At 48.1% G+C, this 25,538-nt stretch carries 20 protein-coding genes and 1 other RNA gene; 5 read left to right on the top strand and 16 right to left on the bottom strand.

The genetic code is table 11. The features are described 5' to 3' along the window. Positions 1-42: 42 nt before the first annotated feature. The 4 genes from ACOJUR_RS05090 (at position 43) to ACOJUR_RS05075 (ending at position 2,324) form a co-directional block, all read left to right on the top strand. Positions 43-249 carry a helix-turn-helix transcriptional regulator gene (locus ACOJUR_RS05090; RefSeq protein WP_420949430.1) on the top strand — a complete coding sequence of 69 codons (207 nt, stop codon included), beginning with the start codon at positions 43-45 and terminating at the stop codon, positions 247-249. A 493-nt stretch (positions 250-742) separates the two neighbouring features. Beyond that, positions 743-1,270 (top strand): transposase family protein, encoded by a 528-nt coding sequence (locus ACOJUR_RS05085; RefSeq protein ID WP_420949429.1) that lies wholly within the window; start codon positions 743-745, stop codon positions 1,268-1,270. A 12-nt stretch (positions 1,271-1,282) separates the two neighbouring features. Next, a complete protein-coding gene (locus ACOJUR_RS05080) occupies positions 1,283-1,519 on the top strand; it encodes a transposase (protein WP_420950504.1) in 237 nt (78 codons plus the stop codon). Next, positions 1,506-2,324 (top strand): transposase, encoded by an 819-nt coding sequence (locus ACOJUR_RS05075; protein ID WP_420949428.1) that lies wholly within the window; start codon positions 1,506-1,508, stop codon positions 2,322-2,324. The genes ACOJUR_RS05080 and ACOJUR_RS05075 overlap by 14 nt, the downstream gene beginning before the upstream one ends. A 174-nt stretch (positions 2,325-2,498) precedes the next feature. Here the strand turns inward: ACOJUR_RS05075 and ACOJUR_RS05070 are convergent, their stop codons facing one another. The 10 genes from ACOJUR_RS05070 to ACOJUR_RS05025 all read right to left on the bottom strand — a co-directional run bounded on the left by ACOJUR_RS05070 (position 2,499) and on the right by ACOJUR_RS05025 (position 18,162). After that, positions 2,499-3,719 (bottom strand): IS256 family transposase, encoded by a 1,221-nt coding sequence (locus tag ACOJUR_RS05070; protein ID WP_420949427.1) that lies wholly within the window; start codon positions 3,717-3,719, stop codon positions 2,499-2,501. A gap of 274 nt (positions 3,720-3,993) precedes the next feature. Then, positions 3,994-4,248: a hypothetical protein gene (locus tag ACOJUR_RS05065; protein ID WP_420949426.1), complete on the bottom strand. Its 255-nt coding sequence runs from the start codon at positions 4,246-4,248 to the stop codon at positions 3,994-3,996. Between the two features lie 924 nt (positions 4,249-5,172). Continuing rightward, a complete protein-coding gene (locus tag ACOJUR_RS05060) occupies positions 5,173-5,841 on the bottom strand; it encodes a UPF0489 family protein (protein WP_074693226.1) in 669 nt (222 codons plus the stop codon). Positions 5,842-5,908: 67 nt separating this feature from the next. Next, on the bottom strand, positions 5,909-8,674 hold the full coding sequence (locus tag ACOJUR_RS05055) for a TrlF family AAA-like ATPase (RefSeq protein WP_420949425.1): 2,766 nt from the start codon (positions 8,672-8,674) through the stop codon (positions 5,909-5,911). A 484-nt stretch (positions 8,675-9,158) separates the two neighbouring features. Then, entirely contained in the window at positions 9,159-11,798 is a 2,640-nt protein-coding gene (locus tag ACOJUR_RS05050; RefSeq protein WP_420949424.1) for a restriction endonuclease, read from the bottom strand. Continuing rightward, positions 11,788-12,102: a HEAT repeat domain-containing protein gene (locus ACOJUR_RS05045; protein WP_420949423.1), complete on the bottom strand. Its 315-nt coding sequence runs from the start codon at positions 12,100-12,102 to the stop codon at positions 11,788-11,790. Before ACOJUR_RS05045 ends, ACOJUR_RS05050 begins: the two co-directional genes overlap by 11 nt. Positions 12,103-12,125: 23 nt before the next feature. After that, positions 12,126-13,706 (bottom strand): site-specific DNA-methyltransferase, encoded by a 1,581-nt coding sequence (locus ACOJUR_RS05040; RefSeq protein ID WP_420949422.1) that lies wholly within the window; start codon positions 13,704-13,706, stop codon positions 12,126-12,128. Between the two features lie 139 nt (positions 13,707-13,845). Then, positions 13,846-15,110 (bottom strand): IS3 family transposase gene (locus tag ACOJUR_RS05035; RefSeq protein ID WP_420949004.1). Its coding sequence is split into 2 segments (ribosomal slippage): positions 13,846-14,789 and positions 14,789-15,110, totalling 1,266 coding nucleotides; the frame shifts between segments, so codons are not numbered across the junction. Between the two features lie 36 nt (positions 15,111-15,146). Continuing rightward, on the bottom strand, positions 15,147-15,320 hold the full coding sequence (locus ACOJUR_RS05030) for a hypothetical protein (protein WP_420949421.1): 174 nt from the start codon (positions 15,318-15,320) through the stop codon (positions 15,147-15,149). Positions 15,321-15,342: 22 nt separating this feature from the next. Next, positions 15,343-18,162 carry an SNF2-related protein gene (locus ACOJUR_RS05025; protein ID WP_420949420.1) on the bottom strand — a complete coding sequence of 940 codons (2,820 nt, stop codon included), beginning with the start codon at positions 18,160-18,162 and terminating at the stop codon, positions 15,343-15,345. 422 nt (positions 18,163-18,584) lie between these two features. Here ACOJUR_RS05025 and ACOJUR_RS05020 point away from each other — a divergent pair, with 422 nt between their 5' ends. Continuing rightward, positions 18,585-18,986, top strand: coding sequence for a hypothetical protein (locus tag ACOJUR_RS05020; protein ID WP_420949419.1), 402 nt, complete (start codon positions 18,585-18,587; stop codon positions 18,984-18,986). 99 nt (positions 18,987-19,085) lie between these two features. Here the strand turns inward: ACOJUR_RS05020 and tnpC are convergent, their stop codons facing one another. The 6 genes from tnpC to rnr all read right to left on the bottom strand — a co-directional run bounded on the left by tnpC (position 19,086) and on the right by rnr (position 25,384). Beyond that, positions 19,086-20,672, bottom strand: a complete 1,587-nt coding sequence (tnpC, locus tag ACOJUR_RS05015) for an IS66 family transposase (RefSeq protein WP_420950503.1) — start codon at positions 20,670-20,672, stop codon at positions 19,086-19,088. Positions 20,673-20,736: 64 nt separating this feature from the next. After that, complete coding sequence (gene tnpB / locus ACOJUR_RS05010) at positions 20,737-21,099, bottom strand: IS66 family insertion sequence element accessory protein TnpB (RefSeq protein WP_072875299.1); 363 nt, start codon at positions 21,097-21,099, stop codon at positions 20,737-20,739. Further along, complete coding sequence (gene tnpA / locus ACOJUR_RS05005; protein WP_072875300.1) at positions 21,093-21,437, bottom strand: IS66 family insertion sequence element accessory protein TnpA; 345 nt, start codon at positions 21,435-21,437, stop codon at positions 21,093-21,095. Before tnpA ends, tnpB begins: the two co-directional genes overlap by 7 nt. A gap of 264 nt (positions 21,438-21,701) precedes the next feature. Beyond that, positions 21,702-22,080: a transfer-messenger RNA gene (ssrA, locus tag ACOJUR_RS05000) on the bottom strand. Between the two features lie 261 nt (positions 22,081-22,341). Then, positions 22,342-22,809, bottom strand: coding sequence for an SsrA-binding protein SmpB (smpB, locus tag ACOJUR_RS04995; protein ID WP_072874807.1), 468 nt, complete (start codon positions 22,807-22,809; stop codon positions 22,342-22,344). A 91-nt stretch (positions 22,810-22,900) separates the two neighbouring features. Further along, positions 22,901-25,384 carry a ribonuclease R gene (gene rnr, locus ACOJUR_RS04990; protein WP_420949418.1) on the bottom strand — a complete coding sequence of 828 codons (2,484 nt, stop codon included), beginning with the start codon at positions 25,382-25,384 and terminating at the stop codon, positions 22,901-22,903. Positions 25,385-25,538 lie beyond the last annotated feature (154 nt).

Below are 25,538 nucleotides of genomic sequence, written 5' to 3'. Positions count from 1 at the left end.
TTTACATATCGTGAAATAGCTCAGGGACTAGGAGGTGGGCGTGTGGATAATAAAATTAAGGAATTAAGGTCTCAAAGAGGCTGGTCGCAAGAAGCGTTGTCCGAAAAATTGAAGGTATCAAGGCAAACGATTGTGTCACTTGAGTCACGACGATACTATGCTTCCTTGGTATTAGCGCACAAAATTGCGCAACTCTTTGAGATGAGGATCGAAGACATATTCATATTCGAAGGAGATGAGAATTTATGATATTACATACAATTGTTAAGCTATTAATCGTGTTGGCTCTTGTGGTAGGAATAATATGGCGTAGACGTTCAGGTCTTAAGTCAAAGCGGTTTTTCGACGAAAGATCTAAGCAAGTAATTCTAAAAACTCAATCAATTGCTTGGAAAGTGCATTTGGGAATTTTATGCGCATTGGTGCTCCTTGTTAACACAGGGTTGGATCGATTTTTGCTAAGTAGCACAAGATACCTCATTCTCGGAGAAAACCCTTTGCAACTCTGTCTCATTGGTTTGCTCGTCGTGGAGATTATTATTTACGCAATCATTTGGAAAACACAAAACAAGATAAATTAAGCGCAGGATTCGTTCAAAAGAACAGATTTCCTGTTCAGGGAATCTGTTACCACCAACCCAATTGTGGTTCTTTCGCGTTTTTGGTGATGGATTCAAAATCCCCTTTCATTCGACAGCATTTTTAGATCTAACACGCTACGATTTGCGTAGAGGTGATAGATATGAACAAGCTTCTCTCCAGCGTCTTTCCAGAGCTCATCGTATCGCATGGATATTCCACTTCATCTCTCGTTGTTTTGCACCTTTCATCGACCTCCTCTGGTAATCGCTGTCCCGACTGCGGACACTGGACCAGTCGTGTCCATAGTCACTACCATCGAACAGTCGAAGATATCCCCATGTGTGATATACAAGTTGTGTTACGTGTAAGGGCACGAAAGTTCTTCTGTACAAACCCGCACTGTCATCGAAGAATATTCTCCGAACGCTTCCCTGGCTTTCTAGAATCATCTCAACGAAAAACAACACGATTAAACAAAATCATGACGCAAATTGGATTTTCGCTCGGTGGAAACCCTGGCGTCGCCCTTTGTCAGCGCTTGGGCCTTTCAGTATCCAAGGATACACTGCTCAGAAGGGTGCAAGAAAAGTCGGTCAAAGCTGATGACGAAGGCATTTCAGTTGTCGGCATCGATGACTGGGCTTATAAACGCGGTCAACGTTATGGCACCATTATCGTGGATTTATAACACCACCGACTCCTGGATTTGTTGCCGGATCGCAGTGTATCCAGTGTTGCAGATTGGTTGCGCACACATCCTGGGATACGCATCGTAAGCCGCGATCGTGCTGGGATATACGCTGATGCTATACGGCAAGGGCTGCCTTCCGCCAAACAAATCGCTGACCGCTGGCACATTCTGAAGAACTTGGGAGACGCGGTGGAACGGTTCGTTAGCCGACAACGGTTACCCACTCGAGAACATGGAAGACCTTGATCCTGTTGAACGCGCTCCAGAGCCTACAAGGCCGTCAAATCAAGAACAAGATAAGCTCAAGCGTCGCCAGATGAAATGGGAGCTAGTTCAACGTGTTCAACATTTACATGAAAAGGGACTGGGGATACGCGCGATTGCGCGGGAGGCGGGCTTGAGTCGAAAAACGATTCGTAAGTATTTGTCGTGGACTGAATGGCCCGTTACTCGTCGAAAATCCGAAGGTACTTTGTTAGATCCGTACCGACAAGAAATGACCGACCTAGTCCAGCAATCTCTGTCTGGTCCGGTGATTTTCGAAAAAATCCGTGAGAAGGGTTACGCCGGCTCTCGTTCAACTTTGTCCCAATATATCGCAAATCTTCGACGTTTACAGAAAAGTGGCGATAAGCCCGTCATCCGACATCATCACGTCAGTCCAAGATCAGCTGCGAAGTTACTGACTCAAAAACGAGAATACGTGAAGGACAATGACATTCCTTATTTGAATACCCTTTTGGCCGAAGTCGACGGGGCTAGTATGGTGAACGAACTGGTTCAATCCTTTTATAGACTGATGAAAAGGAGAAATGGAGCTGGATTAGACGATTGGCTGGACAAAGCGATGAGTTGTGGTATCCACGAACTTCGGAATTTTGCCAGAGGGATACGAAAAGATTACGATGCAGTCTACGCAGGTATTTCGCAACCGTGGAGTAATGGTCAAGTGGAAGGCCAAGTGAATCGACTAAAAACCCTAAAAAGACAGATGTACGGCAGAGCAAGTTTTTCATTGTTGAGGGCTCGGGTGCTAAGTAGCGCATTGTGACCAATTTACTTCTCCGTGCGAAATTTGTCGATTGCTATACTGATGGACAAGACTCTTCACCAAAAACGCGAAAGAACCTTCAGATTCCACCTTACGGAGGACACCCTTGGCTTAAGCTAATGGCTACTGCTACCGGGTCTGTCAATAATTTTGTGTAAACTCCTTTGAGTGACCTTAGCGGACGTACTGTTCTATACGATCCGGAAAGTATATCGTCAACTGACTGAGAATCTGCCCCCAGTTCTGAATCCGCATGGTCCAGCGTTTCGTAACCTCCGTCGTGGCCAGGAATAGCATTTTGGTGAGGGAATCGTCCGTCGGGAAGATGCTCTTTCCCTTGGTCACCTTACGAAGTTGCCTGTGGTAGCCTTCAATCAGATTCGTTGTGTAAATCAAACTGCGCATCTCCATCGGATATCGGAAGAAAGTGGCGAGTTCATCCCAGTTGCTTCGCCAGGACCGCACGACAAGGGGATATTTGCTGCCCCAGGTCTGCTCGAATTTATCCAGTTCTTCCAGGGCTGCATCCTCAGTGCTGGCTTTGTAGATGGGCTTTAGTGCCGCTGTTACGGGCTTGTAGTCCTTATACGACACGTACTTGAGCGAATTACGGATTTGGTGAACGACGCATTTCTGGATGTCGGACTTAGGATAACAGGCTGCAATTGCTTCACTGAAGCCTTTCAGGTTGTCGACGCAGGTGATGAGGATATCTTCAACACCACGGCTCTTCAACTCGTTAAGCACGTTCAGCCAAAACTTCGCAGACTCGTTCTCTCCGATCCAGATGCCAAGCACGTCCTTTTGCCCTTCAAGGTCAATGCCCACAACCATATAGGCAGCTTTGTTTATCACCTGGCCCTCCTGCTTCACTTTGTAGTGAATGGCATCCAGAAACACTACTGCATACACACTCTGTAGTGGCCGGCTTTGCCATTCCTTCATCATCGGAAGAAGCTTGTCCGTGATGTTGGAGATGAGTGTGGGCGATACGTCTAGTCCGTACAATTGGTGAAGATGGGCCTGAATGTCTCTGGTGCTGACACCCCGTGCATACAAGGCAATGACCTGTTCCTCGATGCCGACGGTGTTGGTCTGATTCTTTTTAATGATTTCAGGCTCGAATTCACCCTTTCGGTCTCTGGGGACTGAAATCTCTACGTCACCGTATTCGGAGGTAAGAGTCTTGCGACTATGCCCGTTGCGACTGTTATCTGTCGTCTTGCTTTTCGTGTCATGCTTGGCGTAGCCTAGATGCGTCTCCAGTTCGGCCTCAAGCATTCCTTGCATCGTGCTAGCGAACAAATCTCGCAGTGCGGCTTGAACGTCTTCCGTGGACTTCAGGTCATTCTCCTTGATGAATTGCTGTATGAATTCCTTCGAAACCTTCGTCATTTTGATGTCCTCCCAATCTGTTACTCCCGTTAGGGGATTGGGAGTTTACACAAAATATTTTACACCCTCCTGCTACCTTCACCATTCCGGACTTTCACCGTATAGACAGCGCCAATGCCGGGCGCACATACAGCAACCCAACTCTCTTCAGAAGAGAGTTTGGTTCTTCAGTTCGATGACATCATATAACAATCATTCACGCGTCAGCGGCTTCCTGCGAACACCCGTTATCAAAGAAACAAGGTGCCCGTCTTCGCAGAAACGAAAACTCCCCTTACCGCTCGGGCAAGATTTTAGGTACCAAATATAGGACATCCACTCTTACTGCAGAACCCCACATCGGTTCATAATGAAACGCTACCATAGCTGTTGGGTTGTACAGCAATTGGTAAGCTTGCAGTACCTCTTGAGCTAACTGCTCGGGCGTTTGGTCATTTTGAAGTACGAAGAACCGTGAATGTCCTTCGACTGTATAAAAGGGTGATTGTGTGGCTTCCTGTATGGACTCATCCGACCCAAGTAGATACATTCTATTCTGCCTCCATTAACTCATTTTTCGATAGTCTGCTGACCCTCATATTATACGATCACTTGGTGACCAGCAACACTAAAAACCCAGTCCCATCAAGGAGACTGGGTTCCGAACCACAGTTTTGGTCGTGGTTTTGCAGGTTTTGGTGGAGGCGAGGCTCCTCGGCCTGAAATCCTCAGGTACACGATATATGTGTGACGGGGGATTGATGGCCGTGAAAACCCACTCGCAGTACAGTATTTCAGACCTTGAGCGTTCAATCAAGAGCACAGTGTTACAGCACCAGAATTACAACTCTCACACCTGGATGGAAGTGAATCATCTTCTACAAAGCGAAGAGACGGTATCCGTTTACTGTGATTGTAGCGTTATAAATGAAGGCTTTCACCTTGGTGTTTGTATCGTTGGTGTTGGTACGTGCCGTTTATATGGCGCATCCATAATCACACAGTTCCGCAGTACACCGTTCTGGGTGAAATCCATGCCCTCCGGTTTGCTATCGGTTGCGTACGGGATTTTCTGGCTGCTGGTGGTGCGGACAAGGAGATACAGTCAATATGCGTGTTTTCCGATGTCGATCATATTGAACATCTTCTCCGTGTCAATTCAAAGCGAGCACATGAATCGATTCGCAAATCGATTCGTCGGCTGAGACGGACTGTGAAACATTTCAACAAGCAGTTCACCCAATATACTTTGAGTGTGCATTACGTTGGAAATCCCAATAAGAGAAACCTGTACTATCGAAGTGCCCACCGAACCGCAAGGAGGATAGCTGGTATCAGAAAATGACTGCATACGTATCCCGGTATATGCGGTAAAACAGGTGCCTATAGGCGATTGGACACCCATTGATCAGAAACTTGTAGTGGCGGACAGTGGGCCCCCATCAGAACCCAAATACCTTTAGTGATTTCTGCTTCACTCCGGGATCGGCCATTCCTCCGCCGTGTTTACGTCCAACTGGAAGACACCCGAAAACAGCTGATAGATGTGCTCACACTGCTCATCGCCGCCGCAATACATTGGGGACAACGCCACCGTTACAAAGTCCCACTGCCTTATATCTCGGAGATATTGTAGTGACTTCAGGATCTCTTCATCCGAAAACAACATCGGCTCGAATACGTTGTTGCTGGCGTTGAAATAGTCTAAATCGAGATCCAATATTACTGACCGGGTGAGATATCGATCCAATTTCCCACTGGAATACATTCGCTTGAAATCCTCGAGATATGGCACATGGATGCCGCTAAATTCACGTCCTGGCGGAATGTGCCTAGCGATGTGGCGCATTGCCAACCGGCGAGCTTCAAATGGGTCTGCATCCTCTGGGTATCGTGCAACAAAAAAGATTTGGTCTATGGTTCCTCGAGCAAAGCCCGGCCAAATGAAATTTGCAATGTCCATCCTCTCGGCCGCAAAATAAGCATCTTCCAACCCCTGAATGTCGTAAAATCCCGCAACTTCAACCCCGTCGTAAAGATCATCAAGGTGTGCATCGAGGTGAACCAATGTGGCTAATGGCCGAATCCAACCTCGTTCCCGAGCAATCTCCCAACGGTAAAAAACCCAATTATGATCGGGCATTATGAAGATTCTTCGGTCTGGAAAGCATATCCGCTTTGATATATCCACAGAGCCACACCTCGGCCACTTAAAAACCGTACTTCTCCTGACGCAGTTTGAAAGCGGAGTCGCCGCCCTCCATTACGGTCGTGATTGCATCTTTAACTACGGGTACATCAATAGAACCTTCGCTCAGAACAGTACCCTTGGAGTGATCGGCACTATTAGAATATCCGAACTGAACAACCAATTCAGCGTCACCATTCACTACAAGATTGGCGTTGTGGCTTGAAAAAATCAGTTGCCTTTTTCGTTTCGCATCCCATATCTTATTGGCTATTTGAGATATCACAGCGTTATCAAGGTCATCCTCAGGTTGGTCAATGATGAGCGGAGGTCCCTCAATCGAGAGCAATACTCCAAGCAAGGCACTTGCCTGTTGTCCTGCGGAAGCGTCCGTGAAATCAATCGCCTCCCCACCCGGCACCCTGTACTTAAATATCGGCTTTTGCTTTAGACGGTACAACAGAAGGGAAGAATACTTGTCTAAGTCCAGCCTCAGCGCTAAACGGCGAATTTCTGTTTCGATAAATACCCCCCTTAGATTCTCTAGGTCGGGAAGGTCGTGGGATTCGATATTTTCGGAGGTCAACTCGCAAACGGTTCGGAGCTCGGCTAAAACAGATAACCACTTGGCGAAGGGATCTTCCGATTCAAGCAGTATATTGCAAAGTGAATTTATCTTCTCAGATGTAATATTTGCTCCCTGAAATGTCTCACGGATGAACGTAGACAAGTCACTCATGTCGGCAACAGGTGCCAGTGCAGCTTCAATTTGTCCCCCAGACAAAGCTGTCAGAGACGCACATTGGTGCTGATACAGTTCTCTTTCCTCAGCATAAATCTGCTTCAGATCGTACAACTTCCTTTTTAAGTCCTCTGATGGGTTACCGAGTGCTTTAAGCTTATCTTCTGTCGTTTCAATTAAGCTTTCGGTTTGGACGATACGATCTTCTATATCTGAAAGCTGCTTCAAGGTCTCGTGGTAGGCTTTATTTCTTGCTAAGGCACTCTGGTATTTCACATCATGTTCATCACATGAGTCTTTGATGGTTGCCAACGTTTCCTGCCAATCAGGATCTGGCATTGAAAGACTGTTAATTGTCGATAGTTTCTCTTTGAAATCAAGAACCTTTTTGCCTACCTGCTGGATTGCGAGCCTAATCAATACCTCATTCGAGGATCCGGATGGTGCCATCGGTTCCAATCCATCAACTTCTTCACATACCTCTAGTAGCAGCCGTTGTTGCTCCCGCACCCGATTAACATAGGCGTATACTTTTTCGACAAAGGTCCTGTCTTGCATAAACTGCTGATGCAATTTTAAGGTCTGCTGGTCTTCGGGAGACAAATCGACCATCTGTTCCCGCAGCGCCTTGCTCTGTTCCCTCAACGAGGCGAGAGAGGAGCGGTGCTCACTGAGTGATCGGAGGTAACGCTTATACTCTCTGTCCGCCACCAAGTCTTGCCGTACCCCTGTGGAAGTCCCTTCGAATTTGTCTTTCAGACTCCGGAGCTTCTCCTGAATGGGAAGTTCAATGAACCTCCTTAGTTCTTGCACATTTACGCCCACTGTACTCAATTGTTTTTGGCTATATGCTTGGATTGGTAACAGCGATCGAACCTCATCGGCAGTGGCTAATCTCGGTGTGCTGTCTGCAATAGACAATTGGATTGAATGATCGACCGTAGACCGCACAACGGCGTGCGGAACTCCGTTGATACTCCAACGAACTGTGACAACACCTCCTACATTCTCCAGGGTGTTTTTCACTAGATCCGTCCGTTTTTTCTCAAAGGTAGGCAAATCCGTTTCAAATTCAACAGGTTGGTCGCAAAGTCCCCACCTAATATATTCAAGGAGGCTGGATTTGCCTGTACCACGTCCCCCAATAAGAGCATTAAATTGGGGATTCATTTTTACATCCACAGGACCGAGGAAGCGACTTGCTGAAACCTCAATACCGTCGATATGGACCTTTGGAAGCGAGGGTGTGTCATGTGAAATGCGACAATCTTGGGATAGGCATGCTTGACGGATCGCTTCAGTGGAAGGTCTTGTCCATTTGACCCATGTACTGAATCGGCCTAGCTCTGAGAAATCTGCATCTCTGGCGTCGGATGTTTGAAATACACCGTATGCACGACTGGACCACTCAGGAATCTTTCCTTCAAGAATACGTCTGTCACTCGCTCGAATCGATTCGTAGGTGACCCCCTCAACATAGCCACCGACGCAAGGTAATTTTGAGAAAATCGTGTGATTTCCACGACGCATAAAAGTTTTGTGACCATCGGGCTTAACATTCGGAAGTACGATATAGCGCTCTACGAGCTCAGGAGTCTCATTCAATCTGCTGACAATATCTTGTACCGAAAGGTCCAATTGTGTAATCGCACAGGTCTGAGCTTCTGAATCCAGGGACGGTGTAATACCTAGCTTTGGAAGCACACTCCTATACGCAGTAATATCTATGTCGGGATCAAATAGAAGAAGTAGCTGCGCTGATGGCCTGGCAATGGAAACTTCGACACCGGGAAAAACCGTTACAAGCACTCCATCGGTTTGTTCTGCTTCCAGAGCAGCTTCCTTTATGTACTGGAAAAACACGACATCATGATGATCCGTAATCGCCACAGCGTGAAGCCCCGTATCAATACAATGTCTTATAAAATCTTCGGCATAGGACTTCCGTTCGCTTTCAGTGACCGCTCGAGTTCCATTCCAGTTGATATCACGAGGTGAATGAACCTGGAAATCACAACGATGAAAGTGAGCTCCATTGTCACGCACAATGTAACCTCCCAACGAATTATAAATCCAAACAAAATTCTACTTATTCTTCCGCCTATGGCCAACCCCCAACGACAAATTTGTTATGATAACATTGGAGATTTTGAAGGTTATCCCATTGTGGATATGGTAGTGTCCCCCTAGAACAAAACAGTTAATGGCGCAGGGAGCGGATTTGAAGATGCAGGTACACTGGGAGCTAAGACATCAAAATATCACTCTCTACGAGCTAAGCACGGAAACTGACCATTTTAGTTCCAGCCGTGACACATTCGGATCGAAGTTGACTTTCAGTCTTCAGGTGGAACCAAACTTTGCGTACCTGGTCTCGGTTCCACACGTATCCTCGCTGAAATTCAGATAGAGCAATATGGCCTAGATCGATTTGATCCAGAATCGTAGATATTTTCAGTACAACACCTCCATGGTAATAAGATATGCAGTTATCATTGACGAAGGAAAGGGGCGCAAAGAGCCCCTTTCATCATACCTCCTGCGCACTCTTGACCACACGATAATCGACGTTGAGAGTGTCGAAATGGGCTTCACCACACTTGATTTTCGCCTGTTCGCTGTCCCGAAGATCACCAAGATACGTCGAACCCTTGGTCTCCCGAACCAGATACAGCTTGGTGCCCTCGTCCTTTGACTGCTTCACAATGGCCCAGTCAGGGTTGTACGAGCCGATGGGCGTATCGACCTTGAACCAGCCCGGCAGCTTTACGAAGAACCGTATGTCCTCTCTCGTATCCAAGGCCTTGGCAAATTCAAGCTCAACGTTTGAGTCAACCTCAATGTGATCGTACACCGATTTAGTCACTCTCACGATTCGGCTCTCATACAGACTCAATTCCTCTTCAAACCCGCCGTCATCTTCCTTGAATTTCTTGAGCATCTCATACTCCTGGCCCGTCAGCTCATACCTGATGCCTTCAATCATCAGACTTTGTAACGTCTCACGGATGGCACGGGTTGCAAAATCAAGGAACTGCTGCGGATTCACAAACACATCGCTGAGCCGACCGGATTGAATCAGAATTTCCGCAATGGTGCCACGGGTCAACTCCGTTTGCCTTTGGATATATCCAATGAGATCTGGGACTTCGCTGCCTGGTGTTACCGATTGTTGCCGAACACCAAGCATCTTCGTAGTTACACCCTGTTCTGTAATTTCAATCCCACTTTTTACAGCATGTATTGAAGGCGTGCTGATCGCCGTCATTTTCTTGACTGCTGAAGCCGCCTGTTCAATGAGTTCCTTCGTGTCGTATTCAACAGAGTACCGAGTCTTGTGTTTGATGCGATTCCACAGTTCAACGAAATCTTTGTTTTCACGAAGATCATTGCGGCGGCGAACGGTACGGCGCTCCCGCTTGTTGTCCGGTTTCGGAAATTTATCGCCTGTCTCATCTTCGATCTCGGTTTGCAACGAGCGTGCGAAGTCGTCATAACTCTCGTTTGCAATCACCGTCAGGCGATTGATGGGATGATCCAAGATGCGTTGCCCCGTTTCGTCAACCGGAAGGCGAAGGCCTCGACCGATTTCCTGCCTCTTTTTGATCTCGGATTTGGTTTCATTGAGCGTGCAAATCTGAAACACATTTGGGTTGTCCCAGCCTTCCCTGAGAGCGGAATGGCTGAAAATAAACCGAAGAGGCTCTTCTCTCGAAAGGAGACGCTCCTTGTCTTTCATGATGAGTTCATACGCCTCATCATCCGCCTGCGTATTCCCTGACGTATCCTTTGCGTTCCCTTTCCTATCGGTTGCAAAGTAGCCATTATGCACTTTCTCGACAGGTGGCAGTCCCAATACCGAATATCTCGGGTTCCGAGCCAGTTCCGTGTATGCTTTATCAAACCATTTTCGAATCTTACCGTCTTCTTCGGCATAGTTAGCTACCCTATCTATGAAAAATAGCGAAAGAACCTTGAGGCGCTTGCCTTCAGGGAACTCCTTGTAGACTCTAAGTTCCTTTTCCAGATGTTCTTTGACCGTCTCTTGTATTTGTACCCGCATCACATCGTCCTGGTGTGCGCCGATGGCCTGTCCCACGTAAATGGTGATTCCATTCGTGAAGGCAATGTACCCGTTCCCTGCGTCGATGTGATCGACAATGTATCCCTGGTAGGCAGCCCGGTTATTTGATACGTCATATAAATCCGTGCCGTTTCGGCTCACGCTGACCGTCTTGCGTGATGGGCCATTATCACCCTGCACATCCATCGTCAGTTTAGCAGTGATCTTCGTTTTGGTCGGCGTAATGGACTCGAGACGAATGAAAGGGTGGTTGAAGTCCGGATCGTCAATCACAGAATCCACTTCAATCCGCTTGACCAGCTTCATTTCGTATGCCTTAACAGGGCCAAGGCGATACAAAAGGTTATACATTTTTCGATGCGTTGCACTGTATCGAAGCGTGCAAAGCGGATTCAGACTAGCGATGGCCTCCTTCGCCTGGGTGCTCTCCATGTTTTGCGGCTCATCCAAAATAACGATGGGACGAGTGCTTTGAATGAACTTAATCGGCTTATTACCTGACAAACGATCGTTTTCCCGGTAAATGACATTGTTCGACTTCTTGTTGAAAGCATCAATGTTGATGACAAGAATTTGAAGTTGATTTGATGTCGAAAATTGCCGCAGAGAAGAAACCCGTTTTGAATCGTATACCCAATAATCGAATGGCTGCCTGCCATAGATGTCTTCAAAATGCTCACGAGTGATCTCGAGGTTCTTCATGACACCTTCACGAATGGCCACGCTTGGCACCACAATGATGAATTTCGTGAAGCCGTACTTGGCGTGCAACTCGTGAATCGTGCGTAAGTAGACGTACGTTTTACCCGTTCCTGTCTCCATCTCAAGGGAAAAGTCCATACCGTTGTATGGTTCCGCCTGAGTAATGCCATTTCTTGTTTGGATCCGCTCCACGTTGCTCACAATAGTTTTCCAGTCAATCAACAGCTCATTTCCAAATCCAAGCTCCGTCAGGAGACCGCCAAATCCAGCATCCAGGCGCAGTTCAAACAGGCCGGCAGCCTTAGGTTGACCGTCAAAAATGTCAACCACGGATTGGATGGCGTCCAGTTGGTACTGTTGTTGCTTATCAAACTTAATTTTCACTATTGACACCCTTTAACTCCGAAGTAAGCTCATCCAATAACGCTTTGACATCCTGTCTAACACCGTAGGCACGGTCGTTTAACAAAGGTTCTATCTCGAGTATTGCGTCTTTTCCTAATATCTTTACAAGTGCATAACTTGCTGCCGAACGTACGTGCCAGTCATTATCCGACAAAAGAGGTCTTATAATTTCCAATTCCGAGTTCGTTCCTACTTCACCAAGCCTTTTAACCGCTTTAGGCCTCTGAAATTGTGGCCCCTTTTCAATAAGATCGATCAGGTACTGAATATTAGATGTATCCATATGTTCTCTCTCCTTAGGCAAGCTTAAATTGTCCGGAATACAACCCCGTGGACCTCCATTTGAAGTTTGACGTTCGTCTTAAGGTTGTCATTACCCTCGAATGCACTGTCGAGACATACTACTTGTCCAGGCCTGTACTGGAGGATTGACTCAAACAAGCCACGTGTCACCTTTGACTCAAGGCATATAATTAGTGCTCCTTGCTCGACGAGGTAAATTATGTTTCCAGCTTTCTGAACCTCTTCGATTTTTATAGCTAATGAAAGTCCTGACTTCAGGATCACCTCGTACAAAAGATCAATGTTGGTACGTCCAGAAATGATATTATCAGTAAATAAGCGCAAATGCTCTTCAAGCCGTTTTTTTTTGTTTACATTTAAATCCCATACCTTAAAATTACTAGAAGACAGTTTGAAAACACGTACTCCTTCGCTACTACCTTGGCCTTTTTTCAGGGATCTCCTTATACGCTCCTTCATGATGTCAGTTATATATGGATAGGACGGATCACCGGTAGGTTCAGGTAACTGTACCATGATAAATTTTCGCTTTGAGCCAGTTTCCTGATTCATTTCAAGAACAGCCTGTCCTGTTGTTCCAGAGCCAGCAAAAAAGTCCATTACATATTCGTCGCCTTGGGTGGTAAACCCAATTAAATGTTTAATCAATTCAACGGGTTTCGGGTTGGGAAATATGTTCTGTTCAAACATCTTTAGGATCTGCTCACTTCCGGAGCTAGTCGTACCTTTGTCGGTCAACATTGACTCCTCAAGGAAAATACTTCTCGGTTTTTTTCCTTGAGGTAACCTCTGCTTGAACTGAACAGACCAACCATTTTCGGTCTTAATAAACCTTATTTCCCCTTGTTCAACGTCCGATTTGAAACGCTCCTCAGATCGCAACCAGCTTATGGGGTTTCCGTATTCTTCATATTGCAAAACCGTTCCATCTGGACACGTAATAGGATAATATTGTTTCCCAGATTTTCTCTTAAACGTGTCCCAATAAAATTTCCCTTTTTCATCTTGCTCCTTGTAACGTTGTAAATACTCCGGTTTATATGGCTCAAACAAGTGATGAAGAGATACCTCGTTCTTTGCGTACATTACAATGTACTCATGCTCTACAGCAACATATTTTGCGTCATTACCGCCGCCCTTTTTATTTTGCCATACAAAATCAGCTATATGGTTTTCCTCTCCAAAGATTTCGTCACACATTAATCGTAGTTTTGCAAATTCAATTTCATCGATGCTTATAAAAATAACCCCATCATCAGCTAACAAGTTCCTCGCTAAAAACAATCTCGGATACATCATGTTCAACCATTTAGAGTGAAAACGCCCATCTGTCTCCGTATTTGTTGAAAGCTTGATACCATCGCCATCGACCTGCCCCGAATACCGCAGATAATCTTCCAAACCTTCACGGAATTTGTCCGGGTAAATGAACTCATTCCCGGTGTTGTACGGCGGATCAATATATATCATCTTAATCTTTCCATGGTAGGACTTCTGAAGCAGCTTCAGGACCTCGAGGTTGTCGCCCTCTATAATGAGGTTCTCGCTGGTCTCAAAGTTTACGGATTCCTCCGGAACAGGCAATAAGGTCCCAACGCTCGGGGTCTGGATGTTTCGGATTGCCTCGCTCTTGCCAGACCAAGACAGCCCGTAGCGTTCACGCCCGTTGTCAACCGGATTGACACCCGTAAGTTGGACATAGCTCTCTTTTTCTAGCGTTTTCTTAGACTTTCACATTTTCTTTCGGTTTTAATCCGGTATCACAATGCTTTTTGTGAAACTCGACCGGCGATAAGTAGTGCAGGCTGGAATGCATCCTTCTTTCATTGTAATATTCCATGAATGAAACTACTTCCCGATATGCCTGTGTATAACTCTCAAATTCAAAGCGAGAAAAACAGTCATCTTCCAGTATCCTGTGAAAAGATTCGATATGAGCATTCATATTTGGTGTCTTTGGCGGTATCCGCTCATGCTCCAGCCCAAGTTGTTCACATGTGGATTCAAACAGGTGACTGACAAACTGTGGCCCATTGTCGGAACGAATTACAGGCAACTCGGATTTCCCGTATAATTTTCGTTTCCAGAGCGCACTTTTCAGTGTATTTGCAGCATCTGTAGCCTCGCAGCGCAACCCAATATGGTAGTCCACAATTTGTCTGTCATACACATCAATATACGACAGCACGAAGAAGAATCGATCTTCACCCGTAATATAGCCATACTTAATATCCACTTCGAACAATTGATTCGGACCCGTGATATCTCGGTTTCTAGCCAATTTCCGAGGATGCTTTTCCTTCAATTTGCGTTGTGGCTTAAGGATCTTCAATTCCTTGCAAAGCCGATATACCTTTTTCTTGTTGATAACCAACTGGTACTTTCTCTTTAATAAATAGGTTAACTTGAGATATCCATAGGCAAAACCATCTCCTTCTATTTCATTCATAATCCATTCCTTGGCCTGCTCGTCACTTACCTTGCTGCCATCTTGTGTATAGGTATATTCGGTTACAGGACGCCCTCCAGCAGTCGTTCTCGGCTGTGGTTCATGTGTCTGCTGATAGTAATAGGTGGACCTAGAAACCCCCACGATGCGCAGCACGATGGTGACTGAATACCCGGCTGTGATCCACTTGTGTGCAATAGCTATTTTATCCGCAAGTGAGGGTTGGCTTTTTTTAACAGGTCACGCAAAATGTGATTTTCGAGTGCCTGATCAGCTAATGCCTTTCGTAATTTATCATTCTCAGAAGCCAACTCTGAACGCTCTTCAACGACCTGTTGGTAATCATCTGAAGTGACATGTGTTGGTATACCTTTTGATTTTCCAGGCGTTATACCTGTCTTCTTAAACTCACGAGTCCATCTACCAACCATATTGGCATTTAGATCGTGCTTCCTTGCCACAATAGTAGGACTACCAGTTTCCAGACATTCCTGGACGATCTGTTGCTTGAACTGTGATGAAAATTTCCGTCGTTCCATAAAGACAACCTCCTGTTGCTTCTAGTCTCCTATACTTTAGAGAGGTTGTCCAACCTGATTTCGGGGCTTAAGAGCAACGAACTCTCCAAGTGCCATTTTCAAACGATCAAAATCAATTTTCCCCTCTGTAAATACCTCCGGAAACTCTTCACGGATGCGTGCAATCTTCTCAGCCAAAATGTCTTTCGACGTGAGTGGAAGCTTGTCCACGTTGCCTTCTCCCCTTCCCATGTCATACAACCGTCCAGCGAACGATAAACAAAGGTTTTAAGCGATGGGTCTGCTTCAATTGACGCTCAATGTTTTCGATGAGCTCGTTGCGCTTCGCATCAATGGCGTCTTGTGCTTCGTACAATTTCCGTCGTTTTTTGTTTCGCTGGGTCTCTATGTCACGTTGCGCCTTTTGCGCCGCCAGTTTATCTGCGAGAGAAATCGCAGTGGTGGAAGCACGACGCAATTCCCGAATTTGTTTGTCGAGGTCTTTAATTTCCTGTTCCAATCCAAACTTCAAATCATCCGCCCATCGGTCCATCTTCGCAACTTCCTCATCAAAGAATCGCCCGTTCTTTTCCTCCACAAGATGCAGCTTCTCCTTGACGATTTTCGCTTCAAGTTGCTCAACCGAGGCTGGTGGTATGGCAGAAGGATCTATCTGCCTCACCATGGCCTTTGGTTTAAATAGTTTCAGACAGGTCTCTTCGTCCACTATTCCTCCGTCATCAGTGATCCCGGAGAAAACAAGAAACTCTTCGAGTTCGAGCGATTCCACTGCCAATTCGGTGATTTGGAGCCACCCTGATTTGCCCTTTAACGCCTGCACGGTGCTAATCAGGCCTTCATAGTCAGAATAATGAATGGCCAGTTCAGCGGGTGGCAACTCCCTCGTAACGGCCCGATCCACAAGGGCTTGGGCCAACGGATGGTCTATCCGAAAGAAGTTGTCGCCATTTACCTCTGCGGCTTTCCAGTCAAGATGATACATCCCAGACGGTGCATCATTTCCCGAGTACCTGAACCGGGGTGTCGAGTCATCGAACAACGCATCATTTGCGAGTTCTACTTTAGCAAGTGACAGCAGGTATTGTTGCTGTTCCGACAACCGTTCGGTCGCTTGCCCCTCATACACCTTGAGTCGGGCATGTACATCCTCATCGAAATTGTCCAGTAGCGCCCGCCGGGTTTCAGTCAAACGGCTTTCAATCGACGACTCCAATTCCTTTTGCAGGGCGTCAAAGGCAGCATTGATTTCCTCGACCGTTCGGCACTCTTGGTACACTTGAGCGATTCTCTTTTCGAGGTCGACTCCAGATTCCAGCGCTCCAAGGACTTCATCGCTGGCGCCAAAAATCCCACTAAACAACTGAAATTTTTCCGCCAATAATTCGTATACCCGTTGATCGGCTTCGTTTCTCTTGTTCAAAAAGTTTACAACAACTACATCATGTTTCTGTCCATACCGGTGACAACGGCCAATTCGTTGTTCAACACGCTGCGGGTTCCACGGCAGGTCGTAATTGACAATTAACGAACAAAACTGGAGATTCACACCTTCAGCAGCGGACTCCGTGGCGATGAGGACGGTCGCTCTATCCCGAAATTCCTCGATAAGTGCCGCACGAATGTCTGCGCTTCGGGACCCGGTGATGACGGATTCACCCTCGTGTCGCTTCAACCACTCTTGGTATATGTGTGTCGACAGGGGATCGTTGTTCATCCCGTTGAAGAGTACGATTTCGCCTTCATAGCCGTTATCCGTCAGGAGTTGGAACAGGTATTGCTGCGTACGTCGAGATTCTGTAAAGATGACCGCTTTCTCCCTCGCACCAAGGGATTTTGCCTTATCCATCGCTTTGTCCAACACAGTGAGAAGCGCATCGCCCTTCGCATTGTTCCGGATGCTTTCTGCCAAATCAGCGTACCGTCGTAAAAGCGATAACTCCTCCGCAAGAAGTTGCGGATCGACACGTTCTTCCTCCGTTGTGTCATCCCATTCATCTTCCAGTTCATCCATTCCCTCGTAGTCATCTGTCACTTCTTCAACGTTCATCGGTTGAAGATTTTCCAGGCGCCGGATGAGACCACGAAGCGTTCCCGCAATCGCAAAAGTCGATGACGCAAGCAGTTTGCGCAATACGAGCGTCATCAGGCTGCGTTGACTCGCTGGCAATGCCAAGAGGACTTCACGGCGAAGGTATTCTGTTACCTCTTCATAGAGCCGGTGTTCATCATCACTTGGAGTAAACTCCTGTGTGATAGGGATCCGGTTCGTGTACCGGACATATTCCAGCACTTGTTTCCGCAAGGTTCGAGTGCAAATGGGGGCCAGTCTTTCCCGCAGTAACCGATTTCGCTCTTCGGACGATTGTCTCGCAAACTGAGCTTGAAACGATTTATCATCTCCAAAGACGTTCGGATCCACGATACTGACAAGCCCATAAAGCTCCATCAGACTATTTTGCAGCGGCGTAGCCGTAAGCAAAAGCTTTTTCGTACGGGCCAACGTCGCCTGAATGTTCTTCGCTAATTTGTTGATGGACTTGTATACGTTCCGCAGGCGGTGGGCTTCATCCAGAACTGCAAGATCCCAAGATACCTGTGATATAAATTCCGACTTTGCGGCCGCAAAGTGATATGAGCAGATGACTACCTGATTGCGCAGATCAAACGGGTTCGAATGGCCTTGACGCAACAGGCTGTTGAAAGACTTCGCTTCCAGGATGACGGACGGCAGATGGAATTTCTCCTCCAGCTCCATCGCCCACTGCTTACGCAATGTGGCTGGAACGACGACAATCAGCTTTCGACGGCGCTCCGCCCAGCGCTGTGATAACACCAGACCTGCTTCAATCGTCTTGCCGAGACCAACTTCGTCGGCGAGAATGGCGCCTTGTGACAGTGGTGACCGCAATGCAAATAAAGCCGCATCTATCTGATGAGGGTTCACATCCACCCTTGCGTTTGCAGCTGCTCTTGTGATTCTATCAAAGTCGTCTGTAGCAGCACGCATCGTTAGCAGATGCGCCCATAGTTTTGAATGATATGGCGTCGACATTGCATTTTCCCTCTCAAATGAAGATCCCGTACAGTTTGCCTTCTGACATTTTACTACAGGCTACCAAAATCTACGATAGTGATGGATGGTACACACGTCAAGCATCCCTAAAATGAGAGGCGATGTGGAGAGCATCCCGCCTCATCTATGAAGAGGGATTTTTCTTTCTTATTTCCCCTAGTCCTCTTAAGCCCCGATTTCTGCATTGGAGGCAGCCCTCGGAAAACCGCAGCAGACATGAATTTCGAAAGGAATGCTCAGATGGCATGTAAACACGGATTCTCCAGTAACCATCGGACTTTTGTATCCGATTCTTTATTACCCCTACTCCTCAATACCGGTCCAAACAGCTTTCGGGTCTGACACTTGCATCCTCCATTTGAGGCTTGATAGGTTTTCCCTCAATCAAAAGGGTGATTAAAATGTACGCCAAAGCCTTAACTGTATCTCAAGCGCAAGACCGGATGCTTCCTGTGTTGAAGGGGCCACCAGTACAGTGTGCTCTGTGTGGACGTGTTTTTGACCGGATCACACCTGGGCACCTCAAAACGCATGAACAATATTTGCGCTCCAAAAGAGGGGTGAAATGGTTTCGGCCAAAACCAGAACGTAAGGAAGAGAACGACGACGCAGAAGCACATTTCTCGCCAGATAACGAGCACGAGCCGAGTCCGTGGGAATCACGTCCCGAGACGTTCATGGAAACGTACCAGCGCTTATTCGGTTCAAAGGATCGGCTTACTGCTTGCATCAAGAAGTTGTTTGATCTATATCAACCGCATCGAGGCAAGTGGTTGCTCATGGACAAGCCCGTATTGCCGTGAACGTCAAATCCCGCCCACCTTGCACTCCCCCCTCATGCTGTAGCAAAGTCGTATATGAAAGCAAACCCCGCCGGGGAGCCAGCGGGGCACCTTCACATGCTATGCTTTTTTCGGTCTCCTGCGGATTCGCTCAGGCAGACGCTCCGACCACGGCAGCAACTCGTTCATTGCCGTCTGGTCGTCCGTCTGGATGTTCGGTAGCCGTTCGAAAAGGTACTCCAGGTACAGGTACGGGTTCAGTCCGTTCTCCTTGGCCGTCTCCACCAAACTGTACGTGGTGGCACTTGCTCTCGCGCCCCGTGGGGTGTTCGCGAACAGGAAGTTTTTTCGTCCGATCACGAACCGCTTAATCGACCGCTCACTCCGGTTATTGTCCAACTCCAAATGCCCGTCTTCCAGGAACGTGGTAAGTTTAGACCACTGGTTGAGGCAATAAGAAACCGCCTGCCCCAAGGCGCTCTTGGGCAGCAACTGTTTGTTCTGCTCCTGAAGCCATGCCAAAAACTCGTCCAGCACCGGCCGGCTTAACCTCTGCCGCTCTGTGTGACGTTCTTCTGGGCTCGCGTCCTTCAGAGCGCGTTCAATCTTGAACAACCGATTGCAGTATTCCAATCCTATCCTGACAGCGGTCGGTTTCTTTCGCTCCTCTGCCGGCAGCGCGGTGTGTGACTCATGAAACTTGCGCCTGGCGTGTGCCCAGCACCCGACCAGCTTCACCCCTGGAAGGTCGTTGTACCCGCTGTACCCGTCCACGTGCAGGTACCCCTCGAATCCTTCGAGAAATCGCTTCGGGTGCTCTTTCGAGCGGGTCTCCTGATAGTCGAACAGGACAATTGGCGGTCCATCTGCACCACTGCGGTACAACCACATGTACGATGTCGTCTCAGCCGGTCGTCCTGACTCATGCAGCACTTGCAGCGTCGTCTCGTCCGCATGAAGATACCGCCGCTTGCGCAATTCCTCGTGCAACTGGTGGTATATGCGTTCGAGCCATCGTGTCGCGCCTAGTACCACCCAGTTCGCCAGCGTCTGCCGGGTCAACTGCAGACCCTGCCGGGCAAACTGCTCCTCCAGCCGGTACAGCGGTAAGCCGTCCACGTATTTCTTGTCCATCACATACGCCAACATCGATGCGGATGCCAGGCTACCCGGTATCGGGGGCTTGGGCATCTGTGCCTTGACCATGGGCGTTTCGGTCCCATGCTTGTCGCACGTCCGGCATGCGTACTGTTGTTGCACGTGTTCACGTACCTTTGTCTGTGCCGGAATGTGGATGAGCTCGCGACGGATTTCCACACCCGCCTCGTCCATCACCTCGCCACAACACGGGCACTGACGTTCCTCCTCCGACAGACGGTACTCCACCCGTTCCACCGGAAGGTCTGCCAGCATGGCATCCCGCTGGCCAGGCTGCTTCTTGCGTCGCTCATAGGTCACCGTCTCGAGGGTGGGTTCCGTTGCCTCCGGCTGCGCCTCAACCTCGGCCTCATTGAATACCAGATCCAAGCGCATCTGGTCATTCGCTACGCGTTCGCTGGACTTCCCAAATTGCCGATGACGGGTCAGTCGAAGCTGCTCCAGCAGCAGTTTGTCCTGCTTTTTCAGCTCCGCGACTTCCTGTTCCAGCGCCTCGTTGCGCTGTTGAAGGGCTTCCAGTTGGTTTGGGGTCTCCGTCGTCGTGTTCATCATGCAAAACGATTTCGACACACTTGCCGAAATCCCTTGACAGATCCTTCTGTGTTTATCGGTCTCACACCACTTTTTTCGCCGTAACTTTGGGGTGTGCCTTTGGTTGGTTGAGTGGCAGTCCGTCCAACAGCCAGTTCAGCTCCCGACGGGTGATGAGGAGGGTCTTGCAGTCCCTGGCGCCCGGCCATTCAAACCGTCCCCGCTCCAAGCGGCGGTAAAACAGCCAGAAGCCGTTGTGTTCCCAGTACAACAACTTCAATTTGTCCCGCTCCCGGTTACAAAACGCGAATACCGCTGGAGAAAACGGGTCCAGCTGAAAGGACTCCTGCACGAGGGCCGCCAAACCGTCGATGGACTTGCGCAGGTCCGTGCTGCCGCAGGCCAGATACACGCGCAACTCCGGTGCGGTGTCGATGTTCAGCATAGCGATGCCAGAGTGCGCACCACATCGCGCAGCAGATCCGAGTCGTAACCAGGTAAGACCTCGATCACAGCAGGCCCTACGCGTACGGACAGCGGCTTGTCCGTCACTTCAGTCGCAAATTCGTCCAAGCGCACCGGGATAAAACGCGGCTCAACATCATCGCGCCCCTGGCTGTCGTGGGCGGTGTCCGCCTTAAACTTGCCGACCCAATACCTCAGCTGGTGCTCCTTGACCTGATGCGCGGCACACCATGCTGCTCCGGTTAACCCGCTGGCCCGAAAGTCCGTCACACGGGCGCGCCAAAGCTCGCGAAGTTCTTCTAACTCGGCTTTTGTCACGATGATCCCTCCATGACTGGATTCTGGAGGGGATCATCTCGCAGAAGAAGGACTAACGCTAGGTGTGCGCTATTTGACGCACACGATGCAAGCGGGGACGAACAAGCAGCGTCGTGAGATGATACGTGCTTTCGTGTCACATATGATCTTTGATCCGGAAACCCGCCAGATGCAGGTTTATTTCTGGCCGAGCCCCTTGATGGGCCCGGATCCTTACATGAAAAGAGCGAAGCAAATTTTTCTGTGCTTCGCCCGGATTTCGGATGGTGGAGGCGACGGGAGTCGAACCCGCGTCCGAAGATTTTGCCACGTGAACATCTACGGGTGTAGTGCAACCTTTGCATTTCCTCCAGCTACGCGGTTGCACACGCTTAGACTGGAGTAAGTCTGCTTATTTTCACTCACAGGCTGCAGACAGAGCCTATGAGCTATCCCGCTCAGTTGACGTCACAAGGTAAGCACGGGCGACTTACAAGGTGACGGCCTGGTGCAAATTAGGCAGCCAGGGCGAGGGTATTGCTTGTGGTGTAGTTCTTCTTAGCTTTGCCAGTTATTCTTAGGTCTGCGTTTTTTACGTGGCCACGCAGCCCCACGACCCGCCGTTACACGCTCAAACAATCCCCGTCGAATCCATAACGCCCCCGTGACGGGACGTCTGGAACGAACGATATGTTTTGTCAAAAGGCTCTACACCAAGCCTTAGCGTTCAGACGTTACATTTCATATACTACGTGACAAACGGACATTTGACAAGTTGAAAGTTAGAGCAATCTATACAACGATATCCAATTCAAACAAGACTGTGTTGGGTACATAAAAGCCTCACGGCTATTCCTCTAGTGCATTCCTAACCATTTTTGTTTTTCTGGAAACTCGTTTCCAGAAGAAAACAACCGCTCGTTTTTCAGCTTTTTTGGCGATCCCGAAGGGCTCGCTGAATTTCACGATTAGCATCTCTTTGCTTAAGAGATTCTCGCTTGTCATACGATTTTTTACCACGAGCTAAACCTAATTCCACTTTGGCAAAGCCGTTACGCAAGTAAATTTTTGTGGGCACCAAGGTATAGCCACGTTCCCTAACCATACCAATCAACTTGCGAATTTCCTCACGATGTAGCAAACATTTGCGAGTACGCATGGGATCGTGATTAAAACGATTCGCCTGTTCATAAGGAGCTACATGCATATGGTGAATAAACACTTCTCCGTTCTCCACTCGCGCATAAGCATCTCGCAAATTCACAGAACCTTTGCGAATCGATTTAATTTCCGATCCCGTCAAGACCAGTCCTGCTTCATACGTATCTTCAATAAAATAATCATGGTAAGCCTTACGATTTTGCGCGAGCACTTTATCCGATCCTTTGGCCACAAAACTCACCTCAATCTGTCCAGGATTCTCGCGCGATTTCACGTGCTTCCCATGTTACTACAGACAGATTGGCTGCCACAAGCGAAACCCTCTACCGCTTTTTCTTGCGACGGCTTTTTCCCGCCCAAGCAGGCCCTTCATAACCCCCGTGAGAGACACTGGCATGACCAATTTCTATACTGCTACGTCTTTTTTGACTGCGCTTCGCTTTGTCATTCGGACGATCCGTCTCTCTTCTTGCCGTTCCGTATGCCGATGAGTTATTCCCATGTGTATCTGCCAACAATCGTTCTCGAGTTCGGCGACGTCCACGAGCCTCTCCTTCTTCGCTGCGCAAACGCCTTTCTTCTATAGCTCTTCGACGTTCCGTACGAGAAAGATCTTCATCGTAAATAATCTCTCCACCTCTACCTGACGAAACAAACGTAGCTTCGCGCAAATGCTCCAACAGTTCAAAGTCAATCGACAAAGTCTCCTTGTTGGCCGCAATCGCCTGCACCCGAACCGGATCGCCCAATCGAAAAACACGTCTTGTACGTTCACCGACCAGCGCCATCAAACGTTCATTGAGCGCATAGTAGTCATCCGTTAAATACGAAATATGGATCAAACCTTCTACACCGTTTTGCAATTGGACAAACAAGCCAAAACTTGTGACACCTGAAATCAACCCATCAAAAGGCTCAAATAGATGAGCTTGCATATACTCCACCATTTTAAGTTGATCGCATTCACGCTCAGCATCTTGGGCAATGCGTTCTCGTTCACTGGACTGGACAGCAGCATCAGCCACAAAAGCAGCAAGCGCGCCTTCACGTTCTGCGGAAAATGGGGCCAGCAAACTCTCGCGAATAATTCGATGAATGACAAGATCTGGATAGCGCCTAATAGGCGAAGTAAAATGAGTATAGTATTCTGCTGCAAGGCCAAAATGTCCCGTACACTCTGGTGCGTAACGCGCTTGACGCATACTTCGCAACATCAGCGAAGAGAGCATACGCTGCTCGCGCTTGCCTTGCAGTTCATTCAATACATCTTGCAAAGCACGCGGATGAACACGATTGCCAACTCCACGAATAGAATATCCGAAATTATGCAAGAACTGATTTAAGTCGAGCATTTTGCCCATATCCGGCTCTTCGTGAATCCGATAGACAAACGGTACGCCAAGCCAATGAAAATGCTCTGCCACAGTTTCATTTGCGGCCAACATAAACTCTTCAATAATTCGTTCAGCAATAGAACGTTGACGCGCTACAATATCCACGGGCGCTCCTAGCGGATCGACCACAACTTTGACTTCATCAAAGTCAAAATCCACCGCACCGCGACGCATTCGCTTTTCACGCAGAATCAATGCCAACTCTTCCATAAGCTCAAAATCGGGCAACAAATCACGGTACCGTTGCATAACCTCCTCGTCCTCGCGGAGCAGAATTTTCCGTACATTGTTGTATGTCATGCGCTCCCGCGTATGAATAACACTGGGAAAAATATCGTGACTAACCACTGCTCCTTTTTCATCAATCTCCATGATGCAAGACAAGGTCAGCCGATCCACTTGTGGATTAAGAGAGCAGATATCGTTGGAAAGTCGTTGCGGCAACATAGGAATGACACGGTCAACCAAGTAGACACTCGTTCCCCGGCGATAAGCCTCTTTATCGATAGAACTTCCCTCTTTCACGTAATACCCTACATCCGCTATATGAACTCCTAATTCAAAATGACCGTTTTTAAGCCGCTTCACATGGACTGCATCATCTAAATCTTTAGCATCCTCGCCGTCAATCGTGACAATTCGTTCTGAACGTAAATCCCGTCTGCCTTCATAATCTTTTTCCGAGAGTGTGCGCGGAATGCGTTCGACAGCAGCCAACACTTCATCCGAAAATTTTTCTGGCAGGTTGTATTTACGTACTATCGTAAGAATATCCATGCCCGGCTCGTCAGGATGTCCTAACACTTCGACAATTTTGCCAACAGGGCCGCGTGTAGCTGTAGGGTATTCCAAAATTTCTGCTACCACTACATAACCGTCATGTGCGTCCAGCAAGTGGTCAGGTCCAATCCACACATCCTGCGGAAAACGTTTGTCAGCCGGAGTGACAAAGCCATGTTTCTCATGTTTGACAAAGCGACCTACCACACGCTCAACTTGCCGTTCCAGAACGCGAATAACTCGTCCTTCCCTATGTTTCGCCGATCCGGTTTTCATTTTGTTCTCAGCTTCAACACGAACCATCACTTTGTCGCCACTCATGGCACCGTTCATTTCCGTACCTGGAATATAGATATCCTCACTGCCATCCTCGGCAATCACAAACCCGTAACCACGCGCCTTCATTTGCAGACGCCCAACCACTAAATTCATTCGTTCTGGCAATCCATAACGATCACTACGGGTGCGCACGATTTGACCCGTTTCTTCCATAGCCGCCAGCAGTTTTACAAATTCACGGAAATCATCTCCGCTCTCCACGCCAAGTGCGTCAGTTAATTCCCGTACAGAAAGCAAGCCGTTTGCCTCATTTTCTAGATAATCCAGCAGTCGCGACTGCCATTCATTGTTCAATGTCCGTCACTCCTTTTTGACCGCCAGCCTCTGTCTCACACCTGGTACTCTTACAATTCCCCTGTTTGGGCTAAAGTTCCTGCCATCTGGTCTTTGTCCACTCTATGCAGTATGGCTCAGAGACGACTCTTTCAAGCCATACATTGTTGACATA

It is taken from the genome of Alicyclobacillus tolerans (assembly GCF_048984885.1).
In the GTDB taxonomy this organism is placed as follows: Bacteria; Bacillota; Bacilli; order Alicyclobacillales; family Alicyclobacillaceae; genus Alicyclobacillus_I; species Alicyclobacillus_I tolerans.
The sequence above is the reverse complement of the archived record's forward strand: the minus strand, read 5'-3'. Positions and strand labels throughout refer to the sequence as shown.